Origin of the sequence: Streptomyces sp. NPDC098789, assembly GCF_044759975.1 — a bacterium.
Lineage (GTDB): Bacteria > Actinomycetota > Actinomycetes > Streptomycetales > Streptomycetaceae > Streptomyces.
In genome coordinates, this window is record NZ_JBIWAJ010000035.1 from 13,289 (window position 1) to 36,541 (window position 23,253).

The following is a 23,253-nucleotide window of genomic DNA, read 5'->3' on the forward strand; positions in this document are numbered from 1 at the left end:
ACTGCGCTGCGCCCCCTGCGGGCTGACGCCCGGACGAAGGGGGCGTTACTGACTTCGGCTCGTTGGGGTGAGCGCGCCGACCTGGAAGATCGAGGCCTGCACCCGCGGCATCTGGGCGGCCACCACCTGGACGTTGACGCTCAGCAGCGCGTCGACGGCCTTCGTCAGGATCGTCAGCGCGCGCGGCGCGCTGGCGTCGTCCCACCCCAGGGGCCCGGCGAAGCCCTCGACCACCGCGGCGCACACCTCGTGCTGCGGGCGCTGCTCGCTCATGTCCAACAGGTTCCAGCTGGCGAGGCGGTCGCTATCGGCGCGCACGGTCAAATCGATCAGAGCGACGCGCTTGATCAGGTCCTCGTGGGCGAGGTAGGGAGCAGCATCGGCGAAGGAGTCCCCGTGCGGGTCCACGAACGCGATGCCGCGCCCGTTGTGCGCGCTGGCCACGGCCTGGACCTCGGCCCGGGTCGTCTTGCCCCACCCCGCCTTACCCGACTGGACCTCGAAGAGCATGTCGTCCTCGGGGACGGCGAGGAGTCGTTCACGGCCGTCCGGACCGCGGTACCACCCCACCGGAAGGAGATCGCCCCCCGTCGTATAGGTGGGCACCTCGTTCTCCAGCACGGGCACGCGGGAGCCGGCGGTGACGGGTTTGAGGAACCCGGCGAGTTCCTCGATGTGCGCCCACCCGCCGCGCGCGGGCCGCATCAACGCGCGGGCCCACTGCTCCTCGAACCGGCCCCGCCACGGCCTGCGGTCCGGCCCGAACCGCAACGGCCCGAGCGACCAGCCGAGCGACGTCAACCGCGACGGGCCGGCGTAGACGTCCATCGCCGCACTGATCCGGGCAAGGCGCTGCTGGGCCCGGTCGGCCTCCTGGGACGCGCAGCGGACCAGGATCTGCACCCGCACCACCCCGGGCGTGTGCAAGAGCTTCCCCAACACCTTCTCCCGACCGGCGCGCCGCGGCTGCGGGGACATCACCATCCGCCCGCCTGCGCCCCGCCCCTGCGAGGGACCCTGCAACCCCTCCAGCAGCGAGGAGAACCCGCCGCTGTCGCTCTCGCGGCTCAACCACCGTGCATCACGCTGGGCTTCGCGCCGTGAGCGCTCTCGGTCCCGGCGCATCGCCACTGTGCGGCGTACCGCGAGCCCCCATCGGGACGCGGGGGAGAAGTCGACGCACACCTCGGCGAGGTCGCCCAGCTCCCCCCGTAGGTCGCTGACCGCGTCCAGGAACGGTTGGAGCGGATCCGGGTCGAGCGGCACGTCGCGGAGCCGGGATCCGGGATCGCCGTGCAGGCTCAGCACCGCCCGCACCACGTGCGGCCGGTGCACCATCGGGCTCGGCGGCGCCTGGCGGACGGTGACCTTTGACCCGAACGCCGTTTGGGCCAGGAGGGCGTGCGCGCTGGCGGGGGCCTCGATCCGGTACGAGAGCGGGTTCACCCCGTCGGCGCTCAGCCGTACCCGTACCGAGCGGGCGCGGCGCGGCGTCCACCACGGACCGGACCCCGCTGCCCTCACCAGCTGCATGCCCTGGCGCCAAATCTGTTCACGGTCCGGCGCGAACCCCGGGCCGGGGACCAGCTCAAGCCGGGTGCGCTGCGCGAGGGCGCGACGGGCGCCCCACCGGATCAGGTACTCCCACCCCGTCCAGACGCTGGCGGCCACCAGGGCCAACCACCAGGAGTTCACCACCACCCACTGCGTCGCCGTGGCCACGGCGTCTACGGCGGTGCGCAGGTGGCCGGGCACGCTGGTCAGGATGCTCAAGCGCGAGTCCATTGCTGTCCGTTCTGTACGTAGGTGAGGGTGGCCGGGCGGCCGTCCAGGAAGGTGCCGGCGGGGTCGGCGCCAGCCCACACCAGCCGCACCACCGCCCGCACCGCGCTGCCTTCGGGGCCGGGCTCGCGGCGCGCGGTGACGGCCTGGATCCGCACCCGCGTATACCGGGAGGTCTCCACCAGCCACGCGGCGCGACCTGCGTCCAGCAGCGCGCGTTCGTCGCTGGCCGGGAGGTTGGGGGTGCTGGAGCGGTCCAGGGTTTGCTGGATGATCGGGTCGGCTGCGGGGCCGGACTCCGGCGGCGGGAGTTCACCGCGGGCGCTTCGCGCGGCCGGTGACGGTGTGTCCGTGCGACGGCCGGGGTCGGGGCTGGGGCTGGCTTGGGGCCCGGCGGTCGCCGGTGCCGGCGGCGTCGTGGCGGGTGCGGGTGCAGCGGACGAGCTGTGCGCTTGCCCTCGTGGTACCGGTTGGGTGGTCGTCGCTGCGGGGGTGGGGGCGGGGGTGTTGTGGTGGAGTCCGGCGAGGGTGGCCAGGGTGCCGGCGGCGGTGAGGGCGAGGGCGGCGGCGAGCAGGCGGCCACCGCTCCACCACGGGGCGCTCACAGCAGCCTCGCCCCGCCCGCGTAGTCGGGCATCGAGGTGACCGGGTCGATACTCACCGACCGGCCGGGCCGGGGAGCGTTGATCATCTTTCCGTCGCCGAGATAGATCCCGACGTGGTGGATCGTGGAGTTCGAGGTGGGGTCGTACCCGTAAAAGATGAGGTCACCGGGTTGTAGTGCCTCGTACCCGGCCGCGGCCGGGATGCGCTTTCCGGCTCCGGCTTGCTCGGCGGCGGTCCGCGGCAAGTTGATGCCGGCCTTGGCGTACGCGTACTGGGTGAGGCCCGAGCAGTCGAATCCCACCACGGTGCCCCCGTCCTGCCCTCGGGGCGAGCAGCAGATTCCGGTGGACGGGCCTTCGGGGCCGCCACCGCCCCAGGAGTAGGGGATGCCGATCTGGGCCAGCGCGGCCTGGATGACCGTCCCCGCGCTGCCGGTGGGCGTGCTGGAGGCGGGGCCGAGGGCGTCGTAGCGGTCGATACCGCTGACCACGTCGTCCACGTACGCCCACGACAGGTTGTAGGTGTGGATCGCCGCGCGCAGCTGCTCTCGGTCGGTGAGGTCGCGCCCGTTCCCGCACAGGTAGATCGCCGCGGCGAGGGCCTCGTCGTCCGCGTTGTGGGGGGAGATCACGCCGTCCCCGTTGGCGTCCCGCCCGTAGGCGCGGAAGGTCTCCGGGAGGAACTGGAAGGGGCCCACCGCCCGCTCGTACGCGCTGTCTCCGTCCCATGCACCTCCGTCGGTGTCGGGGATGGCGGTGGTGTTGCCTCCGACACCGGATCCGTCGAGCCGGGGGCCGGTGATCGGCGGGGTGATGTCCCCGTTGTCGGCGACCTGGTGACCGGCGGCGTGCTCGGACTCGACGCGGGCAATGCCCGCGAGGACCTGCCAGCGCATCCCCTTACAGTCCGGGGAGTACGTGGTGACCTGGGCGGCGCCGGTGAGGTAGGCGGCCAGCATCCGCTCCGGGATCCCGGCCGCGGCGGCGTCGACCTGCCCCTGCCCCTGGGACTGTCCGGCGGCGGCCATCATCAGGACCGGGGCTGTGCAGCACGCGGCCAGCGACATCAGCAGGATGAACAGGCACCCGGCTTTCCGCTTCCTCATGGGGTTCCTCCGTCCTGGTCGCCGCGTACGGTCCGGCGGCGACGCTGCATTGCCTCGCGGAGCCGCTGGGCGTTCGCCGCGTCCTGGGCGTCCGCGGCCGGCGTGCTGCCCGCGCTCGGGCGCGGGCGCGCTTGGCTGGTGGTGGGGCGCCCGGACCCCGACCCCGACCCCGACCCCGGCGTCGGCGTCGGCGTCGGCGCGGGCGGGGTAGTCGGGGTGCGCCGGGGAGCGGGGCGGGCACTGGGACCCGCGGTACGTCCTCGGTTCCCTGCGGTCGTTGACGGCGCGGGGCGTGGTGAAGTCGGTGCGGTGGCGGGGTGGTCGGGGCGGGTGTGCGGGGTCGGGCGTCCTGCAGGACGGGCCGTGGGCGCGGCGGCGGTGTAGATCACGGCGCCGATCGCGCCGTCACGCACGGTCCGGCCTGCGGCTCGTCCCGCGGTTGCGGCCCCGGTGGCCACGGGCTCCCACCCGGCCGCGTCCTCGCGGACCCGGTTGACGCTGACCCGCAGCTGCTGGCGGGCGTCATCGGTGAACTCGCTCGCCCTACCCTTCGCCCGGTGCAGCGTCCAGGGCAGACCGAGGGTCGACCCGTAGGCGGCTCGCCCGATACGGTGAGCGACCCGGTACCCGCGCAACCGCGACGCCTTGGCGTGGACGCGGGACGCGAGCAGGGGCCGGTCCGTGTCCGGGTCGTGCAGCACTTCCCCGGTCCACTGGTCGACCTGCAACTCACCCTGCGCTGCCGCGCGCCCGCCGGCGCCGGCCAGGGCGCGGGCGGCGGGATGACGGTCCCCTGCGGGCTGGGGTTTCGGGCCGATCAGCGCGGCGTGCGCACCACGCATCGCCAGCGCCACGGGGGCCAGCCCCATACGCAGCGCACCGCGGGCCTCGCCCAGCAGGCCGCGGCCTGGTGAGGTGCGGGCGCCGAAGGGGCTACCGCCGGTGAGGGAGAGGGCGGCTCCCGCACCACGCAGTCCCATGCCGCTGAGGCGGGCGTACTGCATCCGCGTCGCGATGCGCTGCCCCATCGAGGTTGCGGCGCCGGCGATCCGCTTGTGCAGCACGAAGAACGCGACCGCCATCGCGTCCAGCAGCAGCAGGTGTTCGACCATCACGTCTGGTCCGGGCGCGGAGAGGAGGGCCCCGGCCGCGATCCCGAAGAGGGGGAGCCCTATGGCGGTGGCGAACGTGATCAGGGCGCTGCTCACCAGGACTCCGACCCACCGCCACAGCAGTGTTCGGGTGGCTCCGGGCAACATGGCCAGGACCCACACGACTGGTGCGGCGCCGGCGTCGGCGCCTTGGGCGCCGAGCATGAGCAGCGCCATGGAGACGACCATCGCGGCGACGACCAGGCAGGCCACCAGCAGCGCGAGCGCGCCGAACGCGCGGTCCCAGCTCGGCTCGCGCGCGTAGGCGGCGGCCTCCTTACCGGTCGCCCCGGACTTCTCCAACGCCGCGACCAACGTCGCATAGTTCCGGCCGTACTCGGATTTGATCTTTCCGTGGCAGATGTCCTTGGCAGGCCCGTAGATGCCGTCGCATGCCTTGCCCGCGTCAACTGCCTTGTTGGGGTCGGTCGTGATCCAGTCGAGGTGGGCTTTGTAGGCGTCGGGGTCGGTCTTCGGGTCGAGGATGCGCCCGTACATCAACAACATGTACGGCTTGACCACGAGCGCGTCGGTGAGCGCGTCCTGGACCGGGCGCGCGATCTGCGTATCAGCGGTCGTGCACGCGTCACGGCCGGGGCCGGTGACGAGATCGCACGGGTCGGAGGTGCCGGTGCCGAAGTAGCTGTTCGTCGTGATCGAGGCGACTTCGATGGCGGCCTGATGGGTGACATCGAGCGGCCCGCCCCGGCCGAGCAGGTAGTCCGGGCGGACGAACGCGCTCGCGGCCAGCGCCCCGATCAGCAGCGTGGCGCAGATCTGCCCGAAACCGCTGGCGGCCCGGCCCCGCATGAAGGCTCAATCCGAAGATGAAGCCCCATTCGAGCGCCATGCCCTTCAGCCCGAGGGCGTCGACGACGTGGACTTGGTAGGCGTCGGCGAGGTGCTGCGAGGGCCCCATCAGCAGCGACAGGACCGGGAAACGGAACACGAAACCGATCAACCAGCAGCACATCCCGACCAGCAGCCGGGCCAACGAGAACAGCCCGGACATCACCAGGATTTCAAGCTGCGAGACGACGTCGAGCATGCCGCCGCTGTCGGCGTCCAGCTCGTAGGCGTTCAGGCGACCGCCCTCGGCCGTGGTCACGTTGAACGGGGCCAAAAGCCCCCCGCCGGGGCCGGCCGGGGTGCCGTCCGCCGCCGCGGCCACCACTGTGTTCGTCACCAGGAACACCAGGGTCATCAGCAGCACGAAACCGGCGGCGCGCAGCGTGCCGCGGTCGAACCGGCGCAGCACCGCGGCGCTCACTGGGCACCCCCGGCCACCGTGGGACGGTTCGCGCGCCCCGGGGTGGTGAACAAACCTTCGCGTACCCGTGGCACGTGGGGCGCGATGACCTGGATCCGGCCGACCTGCATCCGCGGGTCCCGCAGCAGCATCTCCCCCTCGCGCCCGGCCTGCCCGACGGGGGAGAGCCCGGTGGTGACCAGGCGCATCAGGTCCTCGCTATCGCCGTCGAGGCCCAAGAACCGCAGGCCTTCGGCGGCGCTGGCGCGGTCGCTGGTACGGGCGAGGTACCGGTAGGCGATCAGGCCCGCATCCTGACCCAACTCGCGCCGGGTGTGCGCGCCAAGGAAGACTCCGGCGCCGTGCTTGCGGCCGTCGTGGAGGATCTCGTGAACGAGCGCGGAGCCCTCGGCGGACGACGTCAGCCAATACACCTCGTCCAGGGAGACCAGGCAGAACCGGGACGGGTCGGTGAAAGCGGCCTGGCGGGCGATCGCGGCCAGGAGGTAGAGCACCGCGCGCCCGATCAACGCCTCCAGCGGCTGCTGACGCAGCACCTCCACGTCGGCGAAGGCCTCGCGCGGGGGCAGGGTCAGCCCCGCGGTGGTGACCACCACCATGTCCGCGCTGAGCCCCCCGGCCAAGCTCACCACCGGCAGGACCGGGTCGAAAACCATCGCCGCCAGGGGATTCGCGGCGACGATGCACAGCAGGTCGGCCATCGTGGCCGCAACGTCCGCCCGACTCCCCTCTCCATCGGCCATCTGCCGCAACACGTCCAGGACTTTGCCCATGGAGGGCTCGGGGCCAGCGCTGACCTGCTCCACCGCGTGGTGGAGCACCGCACCAGACGCCGTCATCGGCCCAATACCGAGCTGGAGCGTCAGGTACGACAGGGCGTAGTGCGCGCCGGTCGCCCCACCGAACGCCCGCAACGGATCGACCGACACCTGCGCCTGAGCGGCGTCCACAATTTGGCACCGCTGCCCCATCGCCCGGCGCGCGAACGTCGCCCACTCGAGGACCGGGGTGCGGTCGATGACGATGGCCGTTCCGCCCCGATCGACCACCGCCCCAGTGATCAACTTTTGGAGCACGCTCTTACCCGCGCCCAAGTCACCGATGACCGCGCTCGACGCGGACGCGTTGACCTGGGGAGCGTCGGCCGGATTGAGCAGGACCGGACGCAGCGTCCCACTATCAAGATCACGACCGATGAAGATCCCCGTCGGGTCACCGACCCGCGGCAGCGTCAACGCCCCGCACGCCGCCCAGTCTGACGAGAGCTGGTGCTGGGCGAACTGCGAGAGCTTCGGCGCCCGCACCCCACCGGGCAGACCGAGCAGGAACAGTTCCTGCTGCATGCCGAGCGGCCGAATCACCCGATAGTCCCCGGCGGCCAACGCCGCGGACAGCTCTCGGGCCCGGCCGTCGCACGTGGCCGCATCCGGCCCCCACACCGTGAGGACCGTCACCGACTGCACCTCTACCTCCACGGCCGTCTGCGCCATCCGCGCATCCAGCTCCTCCAGGTCGGCGGCGGCCTCCGGCAGCGCGTACGGCATCCCGGTCGGCTGCGCCCCGTACTGCCCCGCCTGGTCCACAAGTTCGCGCTTCTTGCTCTGGACCTGGGCGCGGGCCTTCTTCGCGGGCACCACCCGCAGGTCGACGCTGACATCGACGGGGAAGGGCAGGCCCTCCAGCTGGGCCAGGACATCGGCGCCTTCCGTCGCGACGGCGGGCGGCAGCTCGGAGAGGACGAGATGGGCTTGGTAACCGGTGCCGGCGCCTGGTCCTCGCCGCCCTCCAGCACACGCACCTGACCCAACTCCGCATAGGAGGGGGAACTGAGCTGGCCCTCGCGGAGCCGGCTCCCGTAGAGGGGACTGGCCGCGGCATCCGACAATAGCGGCTCGTCCAACCCACGGTGAACGGCGTGCTGCACCATCCACACAATCTCCGCCGGTGACGCCGGACGCAGGCCAAGCCCCCCGCCCAACGACACCTGGAGCTTCTCGGCCTGCTCGCGCGCGGCCCGAACCTCGCTCTCCGCCACCGGCACCGGAGCCAGCCCCAGCACCGCGCTCGCCTCCGCATACAGTGCACCGAACATCGAGCCGGCGCCGCGAGCCGTCCCCGGCAGGGGGACAGCCAGCCACACCGTCCGCTCGTGCATCTCCCGACCGTCCAGCAAATCAACACCGGCAGCGCACACTTCCGCCCACTCGGGCAGGCGCTCCCAATCCACTCCGTCGACCATCCGCTCGGCGACCTCACCGGGATCCGTGCGCGCGGCCAGCACGAGCACCCGCGGCTGCATCCCGGACATCGACCGCACGAAAGACGTGATCCTGCCCAACAGCTCCTGGCGAACCTGGACCGGCAGGTAACCGCCCGCCAGGGGCTCGACCCGCCACACCGCCCACACCCCGCCGGACGGCGGCCACAACAAATGCCCAGCAACATGCCGGATCGGAGTACGCATCATCAGGCTGCCCTCCCCACCACGACCGGAGCAGCCAGCAGCCGATCCAGACCAGAACCCGCCGCGCGCACACCAGCGACCGCGACCACCCGCACCCCACCCACAACCGGAGCCGGAGCCGGGAGAACGCTGGGGGCGGGGGCGGCGGGCTCGATGACGAACCGACCATCCCAATACGACGGCCTCCGGTCCCGGGCAACCTGCCCGTTGATCCGGCCCGCGGGGTGACGCGTCAACACCACCACCGCGCCGAGCAGCGCCGTGAACGGACTCTGCCCGGCAATCTGCGCACCGCGCACCGCCCACACCGACACCAGCCACACCACCACCGGCACCGGCCCCGCCCACGACCACCACGAAAACGTCTCGATCAACACCAGCGCACCACCGCCGAGGACGACCAACTGCGCGGGCGTGTACGGGCCGAACGGCATCGTCCAATCGCCGAGCTTGCCCAGCACCCACGGGTGCCTGCGCGCCCCGGTGTACGAGCGGACCACCCCGCCGCCCTGCCCGCTCACAGCAGGCTCCCGGTGCCCGGGCGGGGAGCGTCGACCACGACGACTACGGCGCCGGCGCCGTTGGCCGGGTGATTGATCTCGTCGGACACCGAATCCGAGAGTCCCTCGCGCGCCTTGTAGATGCCCAACGCGATGACCATCGCGAGCACGGCACCGATGGCGGCCTTCATCGACATCTGGCGAGCGATCGTGACGAGCACGAGCATGATCAGGGCCGCGACCAGCGCGACACCACCCCAATCGGTGACCGTCTTGATCAACGAGTCACCCAACGTGTCCAACTTCCCCGCCAACACCACCGTGCCCGTCATCGCGCACCCGCCGAAACCGAGGGGGCGGGGGAGACGGAGGGAGCGGAGCCGGCGTCCAGGGCGGCGACTTCCCACCGGCCCGCCCGCGTGATCATCTCCAGCCGGTAGACCAGCGGCCACCGCGTACCCACCTGGTCCTCACCCGCGACCCGCGCCCGCACCCCATCGGCCGGAACGTCCTTCGCACCGGCCCGCTCGGTGTCGGCCACGACGTCCTCGACGTCGACCCGCACGTACCCGGCGCCGACCGGCGCGGCAAGACGGACTCCGGGGGACAGGTAGCGCTCCAAACCGGCGCCGTCCTTACCCCCGGTGAGGTAGGTCCGCAGGAACTCACCGGCCGTCGTGGCCAGGACCTGGCTCGTGGGCACGGACGTGGTGTACGGCGAGACGGGTTCCGGGGCGGTGGCGGGAGATGCGACCTCCGCCGGAGCCCCGGACACGAGCAGCGGCCCGCCGCCCGCACCGCCAGTGCCGGCCACCGCGAAGTACCGGGTGCCGGCAGCGGACGGTGCCGCGGCCGGGCTCGGGGAAGAGGAGGGCGAGGGGGCCGCGCGTTCGGGGATCGCGGCGACGACCACCGTCCAGCCCTCCCGCGTGACCGTGGTCCGCAGCGGGACCACCCGAACGCCCTCCGGCGCTGCCTCGACCCGCGACCGACGCGGCAGGTCCACGGCCGGAGCCATCGCGCGCACGGTCGTGGCGGCCGGGCTGGTGGGCGCCGACACGTCGGCGCTCAACCACAGCTCCACGAACAACGCCGCGGTGCCGGCCGGGTCGGCGGCCGGGCTCGGGGCGCTGGGGGAGGTACGAGGGGCGGGCGCGGCCTGAGCGGCAGAGCCCGGGGCGGCGGACGCGACCACGGCGACGGCCAAGGCGAGCGGCCCCGCAGCGAGCGCGGCCCACACCGCCGCCCGCCTCACCCGCTGACTACGCGGGACAGAACCGCAGACGGGAACGGTCTCCGGCCGTGAGCGGCGCAGCGACCGCGAGGGGGCCGTACGGGATACGGGCCCGGTAGAGGGAGTCATCGACGTGCCTTCCGTGGGGTGCTGGATGTTCATGCACTCCACGAAACGGCGCGGTCCTCACCGGTGGGCTCACCGGTGTCAGCCTCTCAGCATCACGGACCAACAACGACTTGCCCGGTGAGTTCACCGGTGAACTCACCAGCCGTGCCGTGGTGACCATCGCCGGCGTTGGCCGCTGCGCTGGCGCGCGGGTCTGTCCAGTGAACGGCGGTTCTGGAGTTGTTAGGGGTTCAGTGGCGGGCGGGTGTGGCGGCGCCGACGCTGAGCCACCGTGCTGGTAGCGGCGCGTACGGGCGCGGGGTGCTGCTGCTGGACTGGTACCGCGACGGGCACGGCTAGCGGAGCTACACCTACAAGGGCCGCTCCCCGGCCGTGTGACCCGTTGGCCGAGCCCGGCCAGCGGGTACTGGAAGGGGGGTCGGCGCGGTGGAGATCGGGGAGACCCCGCGGTCGCTCGCGGCCGGGATCAGGCTGCCGGAATCGGGCAGATGGGCGCCGTCGGCCTCGATGGGCGGGTGTCCCCCGTCCCCGTTCCGGGCGCCGGCCGGTTCCCGTGGGGGAGTCTCGGGAAGGTGCGCCGCTGGCTCTGCTGGGCGTTCTAGGGTGGGTTCATTCCTGATTTCGTGTCAGACCTACGCAATGCGGTGGGCCCGGATCACCTGCTGTGGCTGCCCGGTGTGGTCGGGGTCGTCGTGGACGAACGCCGGCAAGTCCTCTTGCAGCGGCGTTCCGCTGCGGGGCTTTGGACACCGTTGAGCGGGATCCTGGAGCCCGGGGAGGTACCGGCGGCCGGGGTGATCCGGGAGGTGGAGGAGGAGACCGGCGTACAAGTGGTGGTGGAGCGCTTGGCGGCCGTGACGTCGTCCCGCCGGTACGCCATGGCAACGGCCACCGCGCGCAGTACCTGGAGCTCGTGTTCGCGTGCCGGCCGGTCGACGCAGGGCAGGTACCGCGGATCTGCGATGACGAGTCGGTTGAGGTCGGCTGGTTCGCGCTGGACGCCCTCCCGGCCATGAGTGACCGCATGCGGGATCATCGCGATCGTGGAGAAGGGAGAGGCGGCGGCCTGGTTCGCTGCGCCGTGAGCGAGTACCCGAACGGCGCCTTCAAGGCGGGGCGGGGTGGGGTGGTTTAGGCGGGGACGGCGCCGGTCCGGACGGCGAAGTCCCGAAGGCCCGTGACGCGGGTCGGGCTGTAAAGCAGGCTTGTCGTCAGCGCTCGTAGTGCTGGGCGGCGGACTTCTTGCGCGGCCTCTTCCTCGACGCGGCGCAGCGCGGTGAACGCCTGCTCGCTGTTGCCGAGGGCGTGCCACATGCGGGCGATGTCGGTCCAGGCACGGGCTCGGCGCTCGGGGGTGGTCAACAGGCTGATGTTGAGGCCTTGCACGATCTGTACGCCTTCGTCCGGGGTACCGAGGGTGGTGTGGACCCCGATGCGGTAGAGCGCGGACATCGTCTTGGTGGCCTCGACGGTGAACAGTCCGTTGGGGGTGTGGGGCCGGCGTTCGATGATCTCGTCGGCCTCGCCCAGCGGATCGAGTGAGCTGGCGCGGTCGCTTCCGGCGGCGGCGGAGTAAGCGGCGGTGAGGAGCAGGGTGGTGCGCACCGCCCCGGTGCGTTCGGTGGTGGGGTCGAGTGCGGCGGCCTCGGTGGTGAGGAAGCGAACGGCTGAGGCGCAGTTCCCGGACCGGCGCATGGTGATGGCCGGGACGCGGACGGCTTCACCGACGGGAATGGGCAGGCCGCTCGCCCGGGCGGTGGTCAGGGCGCGGTCGGCGGCGACCCACGCGGCGTCGGAGTGGGTCTTGGCCGCGAGTTCGGACGCTGTGACGTAGGCGCGGGCCAAGATCGCGTTCGCCTGCTGGCGGGCCTGGCCGGTCGACTCCGCGGCGGTCGCCGCGGCGGACGCCAAGAGGCCAGGCAGGCCGCTCGCAAGATCGTTGTAGCGGGCGGCGGTGAACGCTCTTCGGGCTGCGGCGGTCTGGCGGGCCAGGACCTGGATCGGCGCGGGGGCAGCACTTGGAAGTCGAAAGAGCATGTCGTCGAGGTTCACCACGGCGATGGGCAGGGCCGCGGCCGTGCCGGTGGCGGCGACGGCCGATGCTCCGACGGTGAGTGCTCCCAGCACGGTCCTGCGACGCATCGCGTCCCCTACCCTCCGGCAATGCAACGGTCACCACGGTATCGATCACCGGGCCCGCAGGAACAGGGAACCCGCCGACCAGCCCGGGGGCGATCTGGAGCACCTCGGCCAGACGCAGGTGGCTTGAGAGATCCACCCGCATACGGTTGTTCTCAACGAGCCTCCACCAACTTGAATTCGCAGTTCAAGGGGCTGGTGTGACCGACTCTCGGGGTGCTCGTGCCGGTCGTGGGCGGGAGTCTGCGGAGAAGATCGTCTGTAAGCGGTTGACTTCGAGGTTCGTCAGCACGAGTAGAGCGCGCAGGAGTCGGGTGGCTCAGGCGGGGTCGGTGCGGAGTTTGGTGAGGGTCCGCCAGTTCTTGAGGTGGGCGAAGCCATGTTCGACCGGTGCACGTTCGACGGCGAGGACGCGGTTGGCGTCCTTCTGGCCAGCGAGCTTGTGGGTGCGGCTGGACGCGTAGCCTGCTACCAGAAGGGTGCTCGTCGGCCCAGAGATCGGATGCCTCGGCTGTCGAGGAAGTCCGTCAGGTCCGAGGGACTCCGTGGATCCGACTGGCGGGGTCATGCCTTCCGTGACGCCAGGCGGGGGTGTGCATCGAGTGCGTCTCGCAGGAACGTGCGCTTGGAGTAGAAGGTGCGCTGGTCGGCGAGGCCGTTCGCGGTCAGGTAGTCCAGCAGCCAGCCGTCGATGCGTTCCATCTCTGGTACGACCCCTGTGGGACCATGTTCGATGATGCTGCGGGTCCGGCGATACTCCAGCTCGCACTGTGATAGCACCACGTCGGGTGCGCTCAGGAGCGAGCAGTGGTCGAAGAAGACGCCGTACACGTGCCCGGTGTACACGGACTCGCAGTGGACGTCGTAGCGGACACGGCGGAAGGGGGGCATCGCCCGTACTTCAAGGCCGAGCCGATCTCGCAGGTGTTCCTCGAAGTCGGATTGCGGGATGTCGAGGACGGGGGAGAGTTCCTCTCGGCGGGCGAAGGCGTCCTCGGTGTACCACTTGCGTTTGAGGACGTAGCCGCCGTTGACGGTTCGGACGAAGGAGGCGTAGCCCTCCTCGGTCTTGGGGTCCGTGACATCGAAGAGGTGATTCTCGGTGAAGTTGGCCTGGAACTCGTCTCGGTACTCTGGCCGACAGCCGTCCAGACCGCCGGTGCGCAGGGTCTTGAGCAGGTCCATGGAGGTTGCCCAGATGTCCGTTCCGGGCGTCAGGTTGTACTTGATTTCCAGCTCGGTGCCCGCGAAGTGGGTGCGGTAGGAGCGCTTGTGGTTGTTCAGCTGGAGCGCCGAGGCGTTGTGGGCTTCGAGTACCGGCTCCAGCCAGTGGAGGTCCTCGACGGGGTCCGGTCTGATGGCGGAGGGGGTGGAGCGGATGAAGCAGGCGTCCTCGGGGAAGAAGTGGATCTGGGCGTAGGCGTGGTAGCCGTCTGGTGCTTCGGTCAAGTAGCAGAGCGGGACGAGTGAGGCTGCCGCGGGGGTGCCGATCGTGGCGTGGAGTGCGGGGCCGGCGGTGCCCTGGACGAAGAGCTCGGCGCCGGGGATGAGGCGGGTCTGCGAGAGCTTGCTGCCGGCGACGGTGAGGGCTTGGGTGGGGCATGCGTCGAGGTCGTTCCAGCGTACGACCACCGTGTTGCCCGGGGCCGTGATGTCCTGGGGGGCTACGCCGACCAGAACGAGGGGGTCGTCGTGGCGGCGGGGCGCGGTGTGGTTGAGGAGGTGAATGCCTCCCAAGACGATCCAGGCGCGGCGTTCCGGCGAGTTGACCGGCATGGCAGATCTCCTTTCACGGTGCGAGGCGCGGTCGCTGTGCTTGGTGTTGTCCGCGCGTCCTCGGGACCGGTTCGGGCATAGGGTTGGCAGGGTGATCCACGGTGAGAGTGAACAGATGATCTTGGATGCTGTGGGCGTCGATGTCCGGCTGGCGAGCCTTGAGTTCGATGGCGCGACAGCGTGGTGGGATCGTGCGCGCCAGGGTCCGCTGGAGCCGCTCTCGGCCGAGGTGTGGGTGACGGATCCGACCTTCGAGCATGTGCTGCTGGTGAGGCATCGGTGGAGGGGCTGGGTGCCGCCGGGTGGCAAGGTCGAAGCGGGGGAGACCCCGCGGGGCGCAGCGGAGCGTGAGCTCGGCGAGGAGACCGGTCTGCGGGCCGAGCTGCTGGCGGTGCCGGCAGCGGTTTGCGTTCGCTCCTACCGCGCGGACTGGTCGATGACGTTGGGATTGTCGTACGCGGCGATCGTGCCGATGACCATGAGCCTGCGCGGGGAGGTCGAGCAGCCGCCGCGGTGGTTCGCCCTCGATGGGGGATGGGAGTCGGTTTTTCCGGAGGACCGCGAGCGCATCCGGACGTACGTGGATCTGTTGGCGGACAAGCGTGCTGTTGGTGCCATCTGACTCAGGGATCCCGACGCGGGCGTGATCGCATCGCGAGCACCCGGACGCTGCTGTGTTCACGGCCAGCCTGTGGGGCGTTCGGCCACGACAACGAGCCAGCTGGTCACCGTGGGCGCGTCCGGGGTGGTCAGGGCGTATGCCTTGGCCAGGATGTCCATGCGCTGCGCGTGGGTGAAGTCGCCGTCGGGCCGGGCGAAGACGGGAATCGACAGCCACGCCCTCTTTTCGGCGACCGTGCCGCGGTGCGCGACGACTTCGGAGTCGACCACGTCCATCCCGGCGCGGGACAGGTGCGCGGCGACCGCCTCCAGGGGCAGCTTGGGGGGAGCCAATCGGGTCGGGGGTGGGGCGTATCCGTAGTCGCGGGCGGCGACCTGGTGGATCAGGCGGTTCAGCGACGGGCCGGGGTGGGCGCTCTTCTCGTCATCGTGGTGGACGCCGGCGAACCCCCCGCCGATGTTGAACACGAAGCGACCGCCCGGGCGCAGCACCGTGTGGACGGCGGTGAAGACCCGAGGGACGCCGGTCTTCCAGATCGCCGAGTTGCAGACCACTGCGTCGACTTCAGCGGCGGGCGCGTGGCAGGCCAGGTCTTCGGCTCCGGCGGTGACCCAGGTCAGCTGCGGGTCGTCCAGCGTGCGCCGGCCGACGCGCTGCATGGCTGCGGCGTTGTCCAGGGAGATGACGTGGGCCGTGGCAGGGGCGAGTTCAAGGATCGCCTTCGCGGTCGCTCCGGCCCCGCCACACAAGTCGACGACGAGATGGCTCTCGGCCAGGCGCGCACGGCGGGCGAGGTCGCGGCTGGTGGCGCCGTACATGGGGAACTCGCGTGTGAAGGCTTCGTAGGCCTGAGCTGTGGTGTCCTCGTTCCAGCCGAGGACGGCGTCATGGGGTGCCATAGGGTGCCTCGATTCGCGGAAGGGGATCCTGGCCCGGGCTGGGGCTGGGCGTGATCAGAACAGGGAGGGCTGGACGGCCGTGCCCGGGGACGAGAACGGGCCAAGGATGATCCGACGGCCCTTGAGGGCGCCGAGGTCGAGCAGGTAGCTCGCGTCGTCGTCGCTCTCCAGGACGACGAGGACCTGGGTACCGATGCACGAGCGGGGGGTGAAGCCGTGCTCTCCTTCCCGTAGGTCGTGCGGGTACAGGACGCGTTCGGAGTCCGCCGCGCGCAGCTGGTCGCCCTCGCTGGGAGGCGTCCACTTCGCCAGCACCGTGGGGACGTTCATGTCGGTCAAGGCCGCGGCAGCTCGGGCGACGTCCTGGCCGTGGCTGTCCTGGGCAGCGCTGAGGCCGCGGAGGTCGGCCAGGGCCCGGAGCTTGGCCGACGCACGCACGCTTTGCGCCAGGCCCAGGCGCCGGGTGAGGGCGTCTTCGAGGTACCGGACGGCGCGGCCGTCGGGGATCTTGGCCAGGTAGGTCGCGAACAGGGCCCCTTGCTCGTCGAGGCGCGAGCGCCCGCGGGGATCGGCGGCGGTGCCGACCTTGGTGGTGCCATCCGCGAACGTCGCCAGGTACAGCCAGTGCGGCTGAGCCATGTACGCGATGAGGGCGTCCGGGGCGTGGCCGCCTTGGTGGAACTGGTGGGCGAAGCGGAATTCGTCCCTGCTCGCGCACGCGAAGCACTGGCTGTTGTGATCGGTGGTGGCATGCTTGGGGCAGGCGAGGGCTTCGACGTTGATGGTGTCGGTGAAGGTGTAGCGGCCGGTGCACCACCGGCCGCTACGGCCCACCTGGTAGCCGAGGCGCTGGTTCATGACCTCGGTGGAGGCCAGTGGCCCGCCGGGAAGCGGGGCGAGCAGGAGCTGGGGGCTTCCGGTCGCCCAGGTGACGCCGTGGCATACGTACTCGCCGTCGGTCGGTCGGGTCACTGGCATGGTGCGTTCCTCGTGGTGGGGGAGGGCCAGACGGTCAGGTAGAGGAGATCGGACAGGGCCTTGGCCGCGGTCTTGAACACCGCGTCCTCGTCCATGGTGGTGACGGCGATCGGGAGCCAGCCGCCGCGGTGTTGTTGCTCGCCCAGCTGGGCCAGGACGGTGTCCTGGTAGCGGATGAAGTCCTCGTCGTCGCCGCCGGCGTGGCCGGCTTCCAGGGAGGTGAACGAGCCCTTGCGGGCCAGGGCTTCGCGGGCCCCGATCTTCAGGAAGAACACGACGTCGGGCTCGGTGAGGTGCCCGAAAACCTGTTCGGCCAGCTGGGTACTGACGGCGGGGTTGACGGCGTATCGGGCGAGGATCTTGTGGTGGCTGTTGTCGAGGACCACGTGGGTGCCCGCGGCGAGCGCGGGCCGGATCACCAGCATGTCCTGGAGGGTGTACCAGGCGGCCAGCGCCAGCAGCCAGTAGTGGTCGCCGCAGGCCTTGGCGACGCGGGCATCGCGGCGGTAGACCAGAGCGTTGAGGCGGTCGACGTAGGCGGACAGCTCGTCGTCCATGGGGACGGTGGTGCTGTGCTTGCCAACGAGGATCGCCGGGTGCCCGGCGTCGTTCAGGGCGTGGTGAAGGCGGGTGGCGAGGGTGGACTTGCCGGCGCCGTCGCCCCCGACGAAGGCGATCTCCCGGCCCCGCGCGGGGCCGGCGGGGTGTTGTGGTGCGACCGTCATGGCCGTTTCCCTCCTCAGTTCGGTTGTGCGGCCAGGCGGCCCGCGATGATGTGGCGGATCTGGTCGACCAGGACGGCACGTCGCCGGATGACGTCCCCGTGCCGTTCATTGGACAGGTCGGCGGGGTAGTGGCGGGCCAGGTTGTTGGAAATCACGTGAAGGTAGCCGAACCCGATTCCTTCCCGGCACGCGGTTGCGCCCATGGAGCCGATCTCCGGGTCGACGAAGGCGTGTTCGGCGTGCTTGGCCAGCCAGTCCCGGTCTTCGAGCAGGATGGACGGGGAGGTGACGTGGACGCCGGTGCGCACGCCCGGCCGTGTGGTGGCGAAGTCCCCGAAGAAGTCGCTCCAGGTGACGAGCTGCCCGTTCAGGAGGCTTTCGTGTCCGGTGGCGAGCCATGTGTTGGGTTCGACGTCAGGGGACAGGGCCCCGACCTTGCCGACGTAGACGACGTCGCGGGCGCCGAGCGTGGCCAGGCGCGCGACGACCCTGCCGGCGACCTCGCCCCAGATGCTGTGGCGGAAGCCGAGATAGACCACGCGGCGGCCGTGCAGCGTCGTGCGCTGCCAGGAGTAGCCCGAACCGTGGGTCCAGACCCCGCCGGCCGGGGCCAGGTGTTCCAAGGCCCAGCCGACGATGACCAGGTCCCCGCCGAGGTCGAGACGGAGCCGGTCGACGGCCGCGCGGCACACCACCGGGTCGGGCACCTGGTAGGTGACCCGGTGGGCCGGGCGGCCGGTCATGGCCAGGTAGGTGGCGATGATCAAGCCGTAGTGGTGGGCGTAGTCGGCCCCCGGGTAGGCGTTGACCACCAGGTCGTGGCCGACGGCCTGCGCGGTGGGCCGCTCCCAGTTGAAGAGCTTGCCCGCCTTCTCCCCGCGCGAGACCACCGCCTGACGGTCGTAGTCGCCGACGACGTGAATACGGTCCCACTCGCGTTCCTGGAGCAGGTGATGGACCTTGATCTCCAGATAGCGCAGCAGGCTGTCGTGCCCCATGGTGTGCCGTGCGGCATCGATGGGTGCCGCGGGCAGGGCGGCGCCGAGCAGGGGGCCGGACGCCAGGCTCATGACCGGCCCCCCGAGATCTGAACGGTGCTGCCCGCCGCGTGCCGCACCACGGCGATGTTGTGCCGGATCAACTCGAACCGATTCTCGGGAATCGGGCCGAGGCGCTCGATGCGGGGGGTACTCGGCTTCTCGTACGGGCCGTCGGGCAGCAGGGCGACGCCCATCGCTCCGAGGATGACCGGGGCGGCTCCGTCCACGGAGGCGATCCACGCGTGCGCGCGCTGCTCGATCAGCTCCAGGTGGCCGGTGCGCCCCAGCCCGAGCAGCCGGTAGACAATCCGGTCCTCGACCAACCCGCGCTCCGCGAGGTAGCGGGTAGCCGCCCACCGGGTGCGACACAGCTGGCCTTCGGGAGCGGGCCGTCGGGAGGCCGGCAGAGCGATGGCACCGACATGGTCGCTGGAGACCAGGGCGTCGTACGTGCGCTTCCACTCCTCGTCGTCCTCGGCGTGCAAGACGGCGCACAGCCGAAAGTCCGTCCCGGCAAGGGCATGGATCTCGCGGGCGGCCCGCTCGCTCACCTTGAGCGTCGCGGGGCCGTCCCGCATGACGTCCGGCAGGATGATCTCCCGCGCCTCGACCGCGCGGGCCGCCTTCACGAGGTCGGCCGCAGGCAGGGCGTGCCCGAGCTCGAAGACGCCGTTGTCCACGATGATCTCCGCGCCGCGCTCCGCCTCGCGGCGGAAGAAGTCCCGGTAGCTCTCGTCGGACAGGACGTGCTGCGCGGCGACGTGGTGGACGCGGGCCGGGTGCTGCCCGACGAAGGCCTCCAAGTAGGCGGGCGGGGCGATAACCGAGAAATCGATGGCCATCAGTTCACCCCCCACCGCGCGGAGGCGGCCGCGAGGAACTGGGCGGCGAGCACCGGGTCGGTCAGGAACCGGCCACCGGACTCCACCGTGGTGGTGCGGGCCTCCTCCATGCGTACCCCGCGCATGCTCATGCACAGGTGGGTACCACGGACCGCGACGGCCACGTCCGCCCCGCCGATCACCTCGGTCAGCTCGGTGGCCAATTGGTGTGTGAAGCGCTCCTGCACCTGGAGCCGCGCGGCCAGCCGCTGCGCGATCCGCCCGAACTTCGACAGCCCGACCACGTCACCGTCGGGGAGGTAGCCGGCCGCCACCTGGAGGTTCATGGGCAGCATGTGGTGCTCGCACAAGCTCCACACGCTCATCTCGCCGACCACGACCAGTTGACCGGACAAGTGGCGTTCGGGGAAGCAGGTGGCCGTGACCGCAGTGTCCGGGGCCAGGAACGACTCCCACCAGGACGCCACGCGCAGGGGCGTGTCGGCCAGGCCCTCGCGGTCGGGGTCCTCGCCAAGGGCGATGAGCAGCTCGCGGGTCAGCGCGGTGACGCGCTCGACGTCAGGGCGCCTGGGCTGGCCGGCCGGGCGGGGCTGCGGCGGGAGAGCCGGGTTCGTGCTGTCGAACGGGGTGAACGTGGCGTTCGTCATGGGCTTGGATCTCGCTTCCAGGAGCCGGAGACAGGGGAAACGGGCGGGCGGTCAGCGTCCGCGGGGATCGGGGAACGCAAGGACGTGCAGCCGGGTGGTGAGGTACCAGCGGCGGGCCGCGACGTCGTCCGCGAGGGCGCGCGTGGTCGCGATGACCGCCTCGGACGTGGCGCCCTCCGGCATCACCCACACCGGATCGAGGCCGTACGCGCGGACGAGCTCGCCGATCCGGTCCAGATCCGACACCGCGCTGGCAACGAACTTGAACACGGCGCGCTCGGAGGCGACGAATGCCTGGAGGGCCGCGGGCCGGATGCTCTTCTCCTCCAACACGCCGAAGCTCGCGAGCTTCGGCGAGACGTTGAACTGGACTCCCTCGACTACCAGTTCGGCAAGCGGCGCGAGCGTGCCGTTCGTCTCGAACTCCACCCGCTTGCCCGCGGCCCGCAGGCCTTGGACGAGCGGGACCAGCTTGCGCTGCTGGAGCAGCGGCTCACCGCCGGTGATGACGACCAGGTCGACCGGCGAGGACGTGGCCCACACGAGCAGGTCTGGCACGGCTTGGCGCGTGGACTCCTCGCGGGGGTCGAACTGGCTCCAGTCCCAGGTTTCCTTCGTGTCGCACCGGGTGCACGTCAAGTTGCACCGGGACAGCCGGATGAACAGGGCCGGGTGCCCGCAGCTGGGCCCCTCACCCTGAAACGTCGGCTGCTCGACGCCGAAACACTCGGCAATGAAGAGCCGGACGCCGCCCTCCCGCGGTACCGCTCGGGGAGCCATCAGTTGTCCACCAGGTCGAAGCGGGCCCAGCTGCGCGCGGTCTCGCGGACACGGACGGCTACGAGCTTGCCGGAGATGCCCGGCTGGACGTTCTGAACGAACCAGCCGGCCAGGAAGCGGGCCAGGAGCTCGGAGGTCGGCTCGAAGGGGAGGACCTCGTGAAGGTTGTGGTGCTCCAGCTCGGAGTCCAGGAACTGCTTGAAGGGCGCGAGGTCGGCGAAGTCGGTCACGAAGCCCGGCCCGTCCAGCGTGGGCCCGGTGAGGATGACTTCCACGCGGTAGCTGTGGCCGTGCTGACGACTGCATTTGTGGTCGGTCGGGAGGCCGGGCAGCCGGTGGCCAGCCTCGAAGTCGAAGGTCTTACCGATGGTGAATGTGCCAGCCGGAATAGGCACTGAGCTGATCATGAAACCCCCAGGGAATCGGCAACTCGTACGATCGGAGAACGCCGCCCGCGAGCAGCGCAGAGAAGTGTTCGACGTTTCAGGCAGGGGCCGCCACGGCTCCGCGAGCGGTCCAGAATCTGGATGCCTCCCGGACCGCGGCGAGGCTGTCCTGCGGGTTGAGCGCGGCGGCGGTCGCCTCCTGGACGAGGTCACGGCGCCACGCTGCGCGCAGCCCGGTGGAGTAGACGGGGACGTCCTGCTCCTGGACCCAAACCGTGATGTTGGGCAGGGTGATCTCGCTCAAGAGGCCGCCCTGCGGCGGGACCGCCTCGATCGGTTCGAACACCCCCAGGGTGATGACGCCCTCGGCCGCGAGGTCGGCCCACTGCTCGAACTGGGCCGCTGCGGCGCCAGCCCCTCGCAACGGCCGGCGCAAGACGGCGTCTTCGAGGAACAGGGTGATGGGGCAGTGGGGGCGCGGCCGCGAGTAGGGCATGATCTTGCCCTTACCCACCACGGCAGAGACGTAGGGCAGCAGGCCGGTGAGGATGGGCGGGGACACCCAGTGGGTGACCACGGTGATCGCCGTGGCGCTGTCCTCGACGGCCCGCAGGCGTTCCTCCGCGTAGTAGCCCCGGTCGGTGACCTCTTCCGGCCGCATGCTCTTGAGGAAGCCGAGGCCGTCGGCAAGACCTTGCGGTGTACCGCGGCCGTACCTCCGAAGGAGTTCCTCCAGGACCGGTTCGGGGATGGCCGAGAGGGCGGTCTCGTAGCGCTGGAGCGCCCGGTAGTCCACGCAGGTGTTGGCGACGGCGGCCTTCGGCGTCATGCCGCGCCCATGGCGCAGCCAGCTGAGGTAGCGCCCCAGCACGACGCGTCCCACCATCGTGGTGACGGGCTGGGCGCTCACTTCAGCCTCCACACGAGGGACAGCGCCTGTCCCGGAGTCATCTGGATGTCGATACCGCTCACGCGAGGCTCGTTACCGAACCGCCCGTCGACCGTGACACCTTCGCCGACCACGCCGATCATGAGCCACCGCAGCCGGTCAGTGAATTCCCAAGCACCTTCAACGACGTCCAGCTTCAAGAACTTCGCGATGGTACTCGCGCCGAGGGCCCGGGCCAGATTCATGGCCGCCGGCTCAGTGGCAGGGTCGGGGATCTCCACCGTGACCCGGCCATCGGCGCGACCACGCACGCATGCTCCGACCTGGCGTGCTTTCAGCTCCTGAGCCAGGACACCGGCGGCAGCCTGCGCGCGGTCGGCAGGTTCCCGGAGCATCTCGGCCAACCGGTGACCGGCATCAACATCGGCGAACTGGATGCTCACCTGGCTGCACCCGCCGTCCTGGGCGGTCCCGTTGGTGTTCGCTCGTCTCAGCCAGGCCTGGACCGAGAGGGCATCGTGGTCGGCCTTCCCCGGCAGGGGCCCGAACAGGCGCACGGACGGGAGTGCATCGCCCTCCGGCCATACCCGGGCTCCCGGGATTTCGGCCACCTGTAATGCCGCGCGGAGAGCCGCTTCGAGGCGGAGGGCTTCTGGTGCTGGGGTGGTCATCAGCTGGATCCTTCTGGGACGGGCACGAGGTTGAGGGTGCTGTCGGGGGTAGCCCCGCGCAGTTCGAGGACGAGGTAGCGGGCGAGCACGTACCGAAGGCGGTCGGCCTGGTCGAAGAGCACGAGCTCGTCGCACCGCGGGGGAGTGCCCGGTGCGAACAAGGTCCCGAAGACCCCCACCGGTTCGGCTTCGGGGACGCGGACCTCGAGGGAGCGCCGGCGCAGGGTCGCGCAGCGCGCCAGAGCCAGCTCGGCGTGGCCGCGGCAGATCGGCGGCGTCGTCCGTATGTCGGCCGGCCACGCGTGCTCCTCCCGATCCGCGTGGAGCAGCCACAGCATGCCGCCGGCCGACCGCTTGGGCTTGCACAGCCCGTGGGCACACAACAACCGGTCCGCGGCGCGCCGCTGCACCGCGGGATCGAACACGCCGTACTGCGGCAACCCGGCCCCGGGTCCACTCCACAGCTCCCACAGCACACCGAACATCGGGTCGACCTGCCGGACCCGGGATCCGCCCTCGTGGTGGATACCGCCCTGCGTGACGATTACCGGCGGGTGCTGGGGAGCACGGTCGGTCCGCAGCGTGACGGCGGGGGCTTGCAGAGGTCTCACCGAATCC

At 71.0% G+C, this 23,253-nt stretch carries 24 protein-coding genes; 3 read left to right on the forward strand and 21 right to left on the reverse strand.

Annotation, left to right across the window (positions count from 1 at the left end):
- Nucleotides 1–45 precede the first annotated feature (45 nt).
- The 8 genes from ACIQWR_RS39755 to ACIQWR_RS39790 all read right to left on the reverse strand — a co-directional run bounded on the left by ACIQWR_RS39755 (nucleotide 46) and on the right by ACIQWR_RS39790 (nucleotide 9,581).
- Nucleotides 46–1,773, reverse strand: a complete 1,728-nt coding sequence (locus ACIQWR_RS39755) for a hypothetical protein (protein ID WP_404020513.1) — start codon at nucleotides 1,771–1,773, stop codon at nucleotides 46–48.
- Nucleotides 1,770–2,387, reverse strand: coding sequence for a hypothetical protein (locus ACIQWR_RS39760; protein WP_404020515.1), 618 nt, complete (start codon nucleotides 2,385–2,387; stop codon nucleotides 1,770–1,772). Before ACIQWR_RS39760 ends, ACIQWR_RS39755 begins: the two co-directional genes overlap by 4 nt.
- Nucleotides 2,384–3,493 (reverse strand): NlpC/P60 family protein, encoded by a 1,110-nt coding sequence (locus ACIQWR_RS39765; protein ID WP_404020517.1) that lies wholly within the window; start codon nucleotides 3,491–3,493, stop codon nucleotides 2,384–2,386. Before ACIQWR_RS39765 ends, ACIQWR_RS39760 begins: the two co-directional genes overlap by 4 nt.
- The gene (locus ACIQWR_RS39770) at nucleotides 3,490–5,454 is read right to left on the reverse strand and encodes a hypothetical protein (RefSeq protein WP_404020520.1); all 1,965 of its coding nucleotides are present in this window, start codon (nucleotides 5,452–5,454) and stop codon (nucleotides 3,490–3,492) included. Before ACIQWR_RS39770 ends, ACIQWR_RS39765 begins: the two co-directional genes overlap by 4 nt.
- A gap of 456 nt (nucleotides 5,455–5,910) precedes the next feature.
- Nucleotides 5,911–7,548: an ATP-binding protein gene (locus tag ACIQWR_RS39775; RefSeq protein ID WP_404020522.1), complete on the reverse strand. Its 1,638-nt coding sequence runs from the start codon at nucleotides 7,546–7,548 to the stop codon at nucleotides 5,911–5,913.
- 832 nt (nucleotides 7,549–8,380) lie between these two features.
- The gene (locus tag ACIQWR_RS39780) at nucleotides 8,381–8,899 is read right to left on the reverse strand and encodes a hypothetical protein (RefSeq protein WP_404020525.1); all 519 of its coding nucleotides are present in this window, start codon (nucleotides 8,897–8,899) and stop codon (nucleotides 8,381–8,383) included.
- Entirely contained in the window at nucleotides 8,896–9,210 is a 315-nt protein-coding gene (locus tag ACIQWR_RS39785; protein WP_404020528.1) for a hypothetical protein, read from the reverse strand. The genes ACIQWR_RS39780 and ACIQWR_RS39785 overlap by 4 nt, the downstream gene beginning before the upstream one ends.
- Nucleotides 9,207–9,581, reverse strand: a complete 375-nt coding sequence (locus ACIQWR_RS39790; protein WP_404020531.1) for a hypothetical protein — start codon at nucleotides 9,579–9,581, stop codon at nucleotides 9,207–9,209. Before ACIQWR_RS39790 ends, ACIQWR_RS39785 begins: the two co-directional genes overlap by 4 nt.
- Here ACIQWR_RS39790 and ACIQWR_RS39795 point away from each other — a divergent pair.
- The gene (locus tag ACIQWR_RS39795; protein WP_404020534.1) at nucleotides 9,574–10,041 is read left to right on the forward strand and encodes a hypothetical protein; all 468 of its coding nucleotides are present in this window, start codon (nucleotides 9,574–9,576) and stop codon (nucleotides 10,039–10,041) included. The genes ACIQWR_RS39790 and ACIQWR_RS39795 overlap by 8 nt on opposite strands.
- An 892-nt stretch (nucleotides 10,042–10,933) precedes the next feature.
- Nucleotides 10,934–11,257 (forward strand): NUDIX domain-containing protein, encoded by a 324-nt coding sequence (locus ACIQWR_RS39800; RefSeq protein ID WP_404020537.1) that lies wholly within the window; start codon nucleotides 10,934–10,936, stop codon nucleotides 11,255–11,257.
- Between the two features lie 115 nt (nucleotides 11,258–11,372).
- On the opposite strand, the gene ACIQWR_RS39805 is transcribed toward ACIQWR_RS39800, so the two are convergent.
- Together ACIQWR_RS39805 and ACIQWR_RS39810 are read right to left on the reverse strand one after the other, a co-directional pair.
- On the reverse strand, nucleotides 11,373–12,383 hold the full coding sequence (locus ACIQWR_RS39805; RefSeq protein ID WP_404020539.1) for an XRE family transcriptional regulator: 1,011 nt from the start codon (nucleotides 12,381–12,383) through the stop codon (nucleotides 11,373–11,375).
- 561 nt (nucleotides 12,384–12,944) lie between these two features.
- Nucleotides 12,945–14,156, reverse strand: coding sequence for a hypothetical protein (locus ACIQWR_RS39810; protein WP_404020541.1), 1,212 nt, complete (start codon nucleotides 14,154–14,156; stop codon nucleotides 12,945–12,947).
- Between the two features lie 91 nt (nucleotides 14,157–14,247).
- Here ACIQWR_RS39810 and ACIQWR_RS39815 point away from each other — a divergent pair, with 91 nt between their 5' ends.
- Nucleotides 14,248–14,778 (forward strand): NUDIX hydrolase, encoded by a 531-nt coding sequence (locus tag ACIQWR_RS39815; RefSeq protein ID WP_404020543.1) that lies wholly within the window; start codon nucleotides 14,248–14,250, stop codon nucleotides 14,776–14,778.
- A gap of 56 nt (nucleotides 14,779–14,834) precedes the next feature.
- Here ACIQWR_RS39815 and ACIQWR_RS39820 read toward each other — a convergent pair whose 3' ends face one another.
- The 11 genes from ACIQWR_RS39820 to ACIQWR_RS39870 form a co-directional block, all read right to left on the reverse strand.
- On the reverse strand, nucleotides 14,835–15,677 hold the full coding sequence (locus ACIQWR_RS39820) for a class I SAM-dependent methyltransferase (RefSeq protein ID WP_404020546.1): 843 nt from the start codon (nucleotides 15,675–15,677) through the stop codon (nucleotides 14,835–14,837).
- Between the two features lie 54 nt (nucleotides 15,678–15,731).
- A complete protein-coding gene (locus ACIQWR_RS39825) occupies nucleotides 15,732–16,655 on the reverse strand; it encodes a DUF2797 domain-containing protein (protein ID WP_404020549.1) in 924 nt (307 codons plus the stop codon).
- Entirely contained in the window at nucleotides 16,646–17,380 is a 735-nt protein-coding gene (locus ACIQWR_RS39830) for a dTMP kinase (protein ID WP_404020552.1), read from the reverse strand. The genes ACIQWR_RS39825 and ACIQWR_RS39830 overlap by 10 nt, the downstream gene beginning before the upstream one ends.
- A gap of 14 nt (nucleotides 17,381–17,394) precedes the next feature.
- On the reverse strand, nucleotides 17,395–18,450 hold the full coding sequence (locus tag ACIQWR_RS39835; RefSeq protein ID WP_404020555.1) for a hypothetical protein: 1,056 nt from the start codon (nucleotides 18,448–18,450) through the stop codon (nucleotides 17,395–17,397).
- Nucleotides 18,447–19,262, reverse strand: a complete 816-nt coding sequence (locus ACIQWR_RS39840; protein ID WP_404020558.1) for a hypothetical protein — start codon at nucleotides 19,260–19,262, stop codon at nucleotides 18,447–18,449. The genes ACIQWR_RS39835 and ACIQWR_RS39840 overlap by 4 nt, the downstream gene beginning before the upstream one ends.
- The gene (gene folE, locus ACIQWR_RS39845) at nucleotides 19,262–19,909 is read right to left on the reverse strand and encodes a GTP cyclohydrolase I (RefSeq protein WP_404020561.1); all 648 of its coding nucleotides are present in this window, start codon (nucleotides 19,907–19,909) and stop codon (nucleotides 19,262–19,264) included. Before folE ends, ACIQWR_RS39840 begins: the two co-directional genes overlap by 1 nt.
- A 51-nt stretch (nucleotides 19,910–19,960) precedes the next feature.
- Complete coding sequence (locus ACIQWR_RS39850) at nucleotides 19,961–20,689, reverse strand: 7-carboxy-7-deazaguanine synthase QueE (RefSeq protein WP_404020564.1); 729 nt, start codon at nucleotides 20,687–20,689, stop codon at nucleotides 19,961–19,963.
- Nucleotides 20,689–21,084 (reverse strand): 6-pyruvoyl trahydropterin synthase family protein, encoded by a 396-nt coding sequence (locus ACIQWR_RS39855; protein ID WP_404020567.1) that lies wholly within the window; start codon nucleotides 21,082–21,084, stop codon nucleotides 20,689–20,691. Before ACIQWR_RS39855 ends, ACIQWR_RS39850 begins: the two co-directional genes overlap by 1 nt.
- A gap of 88 nt (nucleotides 21,085–21,172) precedes the next feature.
- Nucleotides 21,173–21,985 carry a Scr1 family TA system antitoxin-like transcriptional regulator gene (locus ACIQWR_RS39860; protein ID WP_404020570.1) on the reverse strand — a complete coding sequence of 271 codons (813 nt, stop codon included), beginning with the start codon at nucleotides 21,983–21,985 and terminating at the stop codon, nucleotides 21,173–21,175.
- Nucleotides 21,982–22,635, reverse strand: coding sequence for a hypothetical protein (locus ACIQWR_RS39865; RefSeq protein WP_404020573.1), 654 nt, complete (start codon nucleotides 22,633–22,635; stop codon nucleotides 21,982–21,984). The genes ACIQWR_RS39860 and ACIQWR_RS39865 overlap by 4 nt, the downstream gene beginning before the upstream one ends.
- Nucleotides 22,635–23,246, reverse strand: coding sequence for a hypothetical protein (locus ACIQWR_RS39870; protein WP_404020576.1), 612 nt, complete (start codon nucleotides 23,244–23,246; stop codon nucleotides 22,635–22,637). The genes ACIQWR_RS39865 and ACIQWR_RS39870 overlap by 1 nt, the downstream gene beginning before the upstream one ends.
- Nucleotides 23,247–23,253 lie beyond the last annotated feature (7 nt).

Coding starts and splice junctions, on each gene's coding strand:
- ACIQWR_RS39765 (WP_404020517.1), bottom strand. CDS start 3,493: ATGAGGAAGCGGAAAGCCGGGTGCCTGTTCATCCTGCTGATGTCGCTG.
- ACIQWR_RS39770 (WP_404020520.1), bottom strand. CDS start 5,454: ATGCGGGGCCGGGCCGCCAGCGGTTTCGGGCAGATCTGCGCCACGCTG.
- ACIQWR_RS39785 (WP_404020528.1), bottom strand. CDS start 9,210: ATGACGGGCACGGTGGTGTTGGCGGGGAAGTTGGACACGTTGGGTGAC.
- ACIQWR_RS39805 (WP_404020539.1), bottom strand. CDS start 12,383: ATGCGTCGCAGGACCGTGCTGGGAGCACTCACCGTCGGAGCATCGGCC.
- ACIQWR_RS39810 (WP_404020541.1), bottom strand. CDS start 14,156: ATGCCGGTCAACTCGCCGGAACGCCGCGCCTGGATCGTCTTGGGAGGC.
- ACIQWR_RS39820 (WP_404020546.1), bottom strand. CDS start 15,677: ATGGCACCCCATGACGCCGTCCTCGGCTGGAACGAGGACACCACAGCT.
- ACIQWR_RS39825 (WP_404020549.1), bottom strand. CDS start 16,655: ATGCCAGTGACCCGACCGACCGACGGCGAGTACGTATGCCACGGCGTC.
- ACIQWR_RS39830 (WP_404020552.1), bottom strand. CDS start 17,380: ATGACGGTCGCACCACAACACCCCGCCGGCCCCGCGCGGGGCCGGGAG.
- ACIQWR_RS39835 (WP_404020555.1), bottom strand. CDS start 18,450: ATGAGCCTGGCGTCCGGCCCCCTGCTCGGCGCCGCCCTGCCCGCGGCA.
- ACIQWR_RS39840 (WP_404020558.1), bottom strand. CDS start 19,262: ATGGCCATCGATTTCTCGGTTATCGCCCCGCCCGCCTACTTGGAGGCC.
- folE (WP_404020561.1), bottom strand. CDS start 19,909: ATGACGAACGCCACGTTCACCCCGTTCGACAGCACGAACCCGGCTCTC.
- ACIQWR_RS39850 (WP_404020564.1), bottom strand. CDS start 20,689: ATGGCTCCCCGAGCGGTACCGCGGGAGGGCGGCGTCCGGCTCTTCATT.
- ACIQWR_RS39865 (WP_404020573.1), bottom strand. CDS start 22,635: ATGACCACCCCAGCACCAGAAGCCCTCCGCCTCGAAGCGGCTCTCCGC.